This is a genomic window from Aeromicrobium sp., assembly GCF_025965075.1.
In the GTDB taxonomy this organism is placed as follows: domain Bacteria; phylum Actinomycetota; class Actinomycetes; order Propionibacteriales; family Nocardioidaceae; genus Aeromicrobium.
In genome coordinates, this window is record NZ_JAOPXQ010000236.1 from 1 (window position 1) to 5891 (window position 5891).

The 5891-nt window shown below is 71.2% G+C and carries 4 protein-coding genes; all 4 read right to left on the minus strand.

From position 1 onward, the window contains the following. A partial coding sequence (gene clpB, locus JWQ91_RS14135; RefSeq protein ID WP_297785404.1) for an ATP-dependent chaperone ClpB occupies positions 1-2571 on the minus strand: 2571 nt, incomplete at its 3' end. Positions 2572-2679: 108 nt separating this feature from the next. Continuing rightward, on the minus strand, positions 2680-4233 hold the full coding sequence (locus JWQ91_RS14140; RefSeq protein WP_297785407.1) for a hypothetical protein: 1554 nt from the start codon (positions 4231-4233) through the stop codon (positions 2680-2682). Between the two features lie 8 nt (positions 4234-4241). Continuing rightward, a complete protein-coding gene (locus JWQ91_RS14145; protein WP_297785409.1) occupies positions 4242-5096 on the minus strand; it encodes an FAD:protein FMN transferase in 855 nt (284 codons plus the stop codon). Between the two features lies 1 nt (position 5097). After that, positions 5098-5556, minus strand: coding sequence for an FMN-binding protein (locus JWQ91_RS14150; protein ID WP_297785412.1), 459 nt, complete (start codon positions 5554-5556; stop codon positions 5098-5100). Positions 5557-5891: the final 335 nt, after the last annotated feature.

Consider the following 5891-nt stretch of genomic DNA (forward strand, 5'->3'; position numbering starts at 1 on the left):
CAGCTCGTCGGCGTCGGGGACCCGGTCGACGACAACGGTGTCACCGTCGCGGACGTCGCCCGAGAGCAGCGACCGGGCCAGCCGGTCACCGATCGCCTGCTGGACGAGCCGGCGCAACGGCCGCGCACCGTAGGCCGGGTCCCAGCCCGTCAGGGCGAGCCACTCCCGCGCGGCCGGGGTCACGTCGAGCGTGATGCGTCGGGCGTCGAGCCGCTTGGCCAGCGCCGCGACCTGCAGGTCGACGATGTGGGCGAGCTCGTCGGTGCCGAGCGCGTCGAACGTGACGATCTCGTCGAGCCGGTTGAGGAACTCGGGCTTGAACGACGCCTTGACGACGTCCATCACCGCCGCGCGCTTGGCCGACTCGTCGAGCGTGGCGTCGGCCAGGAAGGACGAGCCGAGGTTCGACGTCAGGACCAGGATCTCGTTGCGGAAGTCGACCGTGCGACCCTGCCCGTCGGTGAGGCGTCCGTCGTCGAGCACCTGCAGCAGGATGTCGAAGACCTCGGGGTGGGCCTTCTCGACCTCGTCGAGCAGCACGACCGAGTACGGCCGGCGGCGCACCGCCTCGGTGAGCTGGCCACCCTCGTCGTACCCGACGTAGCCCGGAGGGGCACCGACCAGGCGGCTGACCGAGTGCTTCTCGGAGTACTCGCTCATGTCGACCCGGATGATGGCCCGCTCGTCGTCGAACAGGAACTCCGCCAGCGTCTTGGCCAGCTCGGTCTTGCCGACACCCGTCGGCCCGAGGAACAGGAACGAGCCGGTCGGACGATCCGGGTCGCTGATGCCGGCCCGGGACCGGCGGACGGCGTCGGAGACCGCGGTGACCGCGGCCCGCTGACCGACCAGGCGCTTGCCGAGCTCCTCCTCCATCCGCAGCAGCTTGCCGGTCTCGCCCTCGAGCAGCCTGCCGGTCGGGATGCCGGTCCACGACGCCACAACCTCGGCGATGTCGTCCGCGCCGACCTCCTCGTGCACCATCAGCTCGCCGTCGTGAGCCGCCTCGGCGGCCTGCGCCTCGGCCAGCTGGCGCTCCATCGCCGGGATCTCGGCGTAGAGCAGGCGGCTGGCCTGCTCCATGTCGCCGTCGCGCTGGGCCCGGTCGGCCGCGACGCGAACCTCGTCGATCCGCTCCTTGATGTCGCCGACGGCGTTGAGGCTCTGCTTCTCGGCCTCCCAGCGGTGCTCGAGCGCACGCAACGCCTCCTGCTTGTCCGCCAGCTCGATCCGGAGCTTGTCGAGCCGCTCCCGGCTGGCCTCGTCGGACTCCTTCGCCAGGTGCAGCTCCTCCATGCGGAGCCGGTCCACCGACCGACGGAGCTCGTCGATCTCGACGGGGCTCGAGTCGATCTCCATGCGCAGGCGGCTGCCGGCCTCGTCGATCAGGTCGATCGCCTTGTCGGGCAGCTGACGGCCTGGGATGTAGCGGTCGGAGAGCGTCGCGGCGGCCACGAGCGCGGCGTCCGAGATCGACACCTTGTGGTGGGCCTCGTAACGCTCCTTGAGGCCGCGCAGGATCGCGATGGTGTCCGCGGGGGTCGGCTCACCGACGAAGACCTGCTGGAACCGTCGCTCGAGGGCGGGGTCCTTCTCGATGCGCTCGCGGTACTCGTCGAGCGTCGTCGCGCCGATCATCCGCAGCTCGCCCCGGGCCAGCATGGGCTTGAGCATGTTGCCGGCGTCCATCGCGCTGTCGCCTCCCGCGCCGGCGCCCACGACGGTGTGGAGCTCGTCGATGAAGGTGATGACCTGACCCTCGGACTCCTTGATCTCGGTCAGGACGGCCTTGAGCCGCTCCTCGAACTCGCCGCGGTACTTCGCACCCGCGACCATCGCGGCCAGGTCCAGCGAGATCAGCCGGCGTCCCTTGAGCGACTCGGGCACGTCGCCGGCCACGATGCGCTGGGCGAGGCCCTCGACGACGGCGGTCTTGCCGACGCCCGGCTCACCGATCAGGACGGGGTTGTTCTTGGTGCGCCGCGACAGGACCTGGACAACGCGGCGGATCTCGCTGTCGCGACCGATCACGGGGTCGAGCTTGCCGTCGCGGGCGACGGCGGTCAGGTCGACGCCGTACTTCTCCAGCGACTGGTAGGAGTCCTCGGCGTCGGCGCTGGTCACCCGCGCCGTGCCACGCACCGCGGAGAACGCTGCCTGCAGCGCCTCGGCGGTCGCGCCGGCGTCGACCAGGACGGTCCGGGCCGGCGAGTCCACGGTCGCGATGCCGACGACGAGGTGCTCGCTCGAGACGAAGTCGTCACCCAGCTGGTCGGCCAGGTCCTGGGCGCGCTGCAGGACCTCGTGGCTCGACCGGCTCAGTCCCGGGTTCTGCACGCTGGACCCGCTCGCGCTCGGCAGCGCCTCGAGAACGGACTTCAGGGCGCCGCGGACCGCCTGGACGTCGACACCCGTCGCCTGGATCAGCGGCGCGGTCGTGCCACCGTCCTGCGTCAGGAGGGCCGAGAGGACGTGGGCCGGTTCGACGGCCGGGTTGCCCGCCGCGGCGGCAGTGGAGATCGCGCTGCTCAGCGCCTGCTGGCTGCGCGTCGTGAACTTCGCAAGATCCATGGGTCTGCTCCTGAGGTGGTTCGGACGGTGTCATTGATGGTCAACACCTACAAAGTTGAGTCCATTCCTGTCAACTCTACGTTTCCTCCGGGAGGTGGGGCAGACCGGTCAGTAGCCGGTGAAGTAGTCGGTCTGCACCGACCGGCACCGCTTCCGCAGGCCGGGCCGGACCGAGTTGACCATCGCCGGCGGCCCCGAGACGTACGCCCGCCGGTCGGCCAGGTCGGGCACGGCGTCGGCGATGACCTCGGGCGAGAGCACGGGCGCCTCGACGTAGGTCCACCCGTCCGGCAGTCCGGCCGGTCGCCCCGGGCAGACCAGTACGACCCGCACGCCGGCCAGCTCCTCGACGAACGGCACCTCGTCGGGCGACGACGCCCCGTAGACCAGGACCGCGTCCCGGTGCGACTCGTGCCGCAGCTGGCTCAGGAACGGGGTGATCCCGATGCCGCCGGCCACCAGCAGCAGCGGCACGGACGAGTCGGCCGGCAGCACGAAGTCCCCACCCACCCCGGTGCCGTGGATCGTCCGACCCGGCTCGAGCCCGAGCAGGGCCCGCTTGAAGCTCGATGACCGCTCGGGGACGCGCAGGGCCACCGACACCGTGCCGTCCGCGGCCGGCGGGGAGCTGATGCTGAACGTCCGTCGGCTGCCGCGGCTGTCCACGCCGCCGTGCGGGACGGACAGCTCGACGTACTGGCCCGGGACGAACCTGACCGGCCGCCGCGACCGGAACGTCAGCTCGTGCGTCTCGGCCGTCAGCTGCCGTGATCCCGCGAGCTCCAGGGCCAGCCCGCGACGGCGCGCGAACGCGAACGCGACCAGGTTGCCCAGGAGGATCGCGACCTCCGGCAGGGCCAGCGAGACGACGCCGATGCTGGGTGCCGTCTCCTCGACCAGCGCCAGGAGCGGGGCCGTGGCGAAGAAGATCCCGGTCACGACGGCCACGACGAGCTGCTGCACCCGCCGCGGCGGCAGCGTGAGCGGCTCGGTGACCATGAACGCGCCGGCGAAGACGATCGGGAACGAGTAGGCGGCCATGCGCACCGCGTCGCCGAACGGGACGTCGAACGCGCCCGCCGCCATTCCCCAGACCGACAGCCCGAAGGCGGTGATCATGAAGAGCAGACCGATGTCGATGCGCCGCGTGCGCCACAGCACCAGGACCGCGGCCACCGCGACGTACGGCAGGAGCTTCTCGGACGCGATCCACCACGTCGCGTTGATCGGCGCGTCCCGACCGACCAGGTCCTGCACCACGATGACCAGGACCGTGCCGGCCGCGGCGGGGTTGAGCACGTGCCGCCCCCGCCAGGCCAGGACGTACTTCGACAGGTTGGCCAGGAAGGCCGTGGCCGCGAGCCAGGCGAGGTCGACGCCGTCGGTCGTCGGCCAGAACAGGAACCACAGCAACAGGGCCGTGATGACGGCGGACTCGGTGTGCGGGCGCACCCGCCACACCAGACCCAGCGCCCGGCTGCTGACCACCGATGCCGCGACGAGCACGGCCAGCGAGACCAGCTCGGCCCGCACCGTGAACGGATCGGTGAACGTCCCGGCCGCGGTGTAGCCGATCATGACCGCGGCGAGGAGCAGCAGCAGGATCGTCGCGAGGCGATACATCGTCACCCGCCCGAGCTGGCCGTCCAGCACGTCCCTCATGCGTGCGATCACGCGAAAATCTCCCCCCGGAAGCCCAACGACCACTCGACGCGGCCGTCGTCGTGCATCCGCACGAACTCGTGACGGAAGCGTCCCACAAGGCCGGCCTGATCCGTCATGAAGTGGGCCGTGGCGAGCCCGTCGGCCACCATGCACGAGTCCGCCACGACCCAGGTCGCGACGACGTCCTCGGTCGGCCGGCCCGTGCGCCCGTCCAGGACGTGGTGCAGCCCGTCACCCCACGCGCGCCGGTTGGTCGCCGAGGCGCACAGCGCGAGCCCCGGCTCGAGCACCGCGACGCCGATCGCCCGGGTCGGGTCCGCGGGGTGCTCCAGCGCGACCCGGAGCGGCGCGGCACCGGCGTGCAGGATGTCGCCACTCGCGTCGACCGTGACCGCGTCGACGTGACGCCGCAGGATCGCCGCGACCAGGTCGACGAGCAGGCCCTTGCCGGCGGCACCGACGTCGAGCAGCACGGGCCGGGAGGTCGTCAACGTCGGCGACCGCCACGCGACCGTGCTCCACGGCGGCACCGCGGCCGGCTCGGCCGACGCGACGAGCGAGTAGTCGGCGTCGTAGCCGAGATCGGCGAGCGTACGTCCGACGAGCGGGTTGACCGCGCCTCCCGTGACGTCGTCGAGCTCGCCGTAGAACGAAAGCAGCGCGTCGGCCTCCGCGGGCATCGCGTGCGCGCCGGGGCTGCGCGCGATGTCACTGACGAGCGAGTCGTCGCGGAAGCGGGACCACGCCCGGTCGAACCGTTCGATGCGGTCCAGCACCTCGGCGACGACCGGCCCGGCGAGCGGCTCCGGGGTGTCGATCCGCCACGCCGTCCCGATCGCCGTGAACCGCCAGGAGGCCATGTCAGGCCTGCGCCTCGCCCTTGATCTGCTCGATGGCCTGGTTGAACCCCTCGCCCGTCAGGGATGAGCCCGCGACCGCTCCCACCTCGAGCTCGTCGATGCTCTTGCCCACGACCTCGTCGGCGATGCCGCCGGCGAACTTGGTCTGGAACTGCTTCGAGGTCCCGTTGGTCGCCTCGGGGGTCACCGTGACGTCGGTGATCTCGTTGTCGGCGAGCGTCAGCTCCACTTTGACGCTCGACTGACCGCCCGGGTTGCTGTAGCTGCCCTCGGCCTCGTAGTCGCCGTCCTCGAACGTCCCGGTGCTCGACGAGTCGCCGCCGTCCTTCGCGGCCGGCGCCGAGCTGCTGGAGTCGCTCGCGGACCCCGCGGGCTCGCTCGACCCGCACGCGGCGGTCATGAGGAGAGCGGACGCCGCGGCGGCCGTGGAGAGCATCATGCGGAGGGCGGGAAGCTTCATCGGTCGGGCTCCTGGGCGTCGAGAGGAAGGATGAACGATCAACCATGACAACGCGTCCCACCGGGATCGAGTTCCGTTCGCGCTCCACTGTGCCATCACCGCGCACCCCCATGTGACCCGCGCCACACGGATGGCGTCCGCTGCGCGAGACAGGATTCGCCGCCTTGGTGCGTGCTCTTAGGCTTCCCTTAGCATGTCGATTCTTCCCAGGAGCAGTCAATGAGCAGGCAGTTGCGAGTCGCCGTGATCGGCGCCGGCCCGGCCGGCATCTATGCCGCGGACATCCTCACCAAGTCCGAGGACGTCGATGTCACGATCGACATCCTCGACCGGGA

What these genes read in the sequence shown, in the direction of transcription:
- JWQ91_RS14140 (WP_297785407.1), bottom strand. Translation starts at nt 4,233, where the DNA reads ATGAGGGACGTGCTGGACGGCCAGCTCGGGCGGGTGACGATGTATCGC.
- JWQ91_RS14145 (WP_297785409.1), bottom strand. Translation starts at nt 5,096, where the DNA reads ATGGCCTCCTGGCGGTTCACGGCGATCGGGACGGCGTGGCGGATCGAC.
- JWQ91_RS14150 (WP_297785412.1), bottom strand. Translation starts at nt 5,556, where the DNA reads ATGAAGCTTCCCGCCCTCCGCATGATGCTCTCCACGGCCGCCGCGGCG.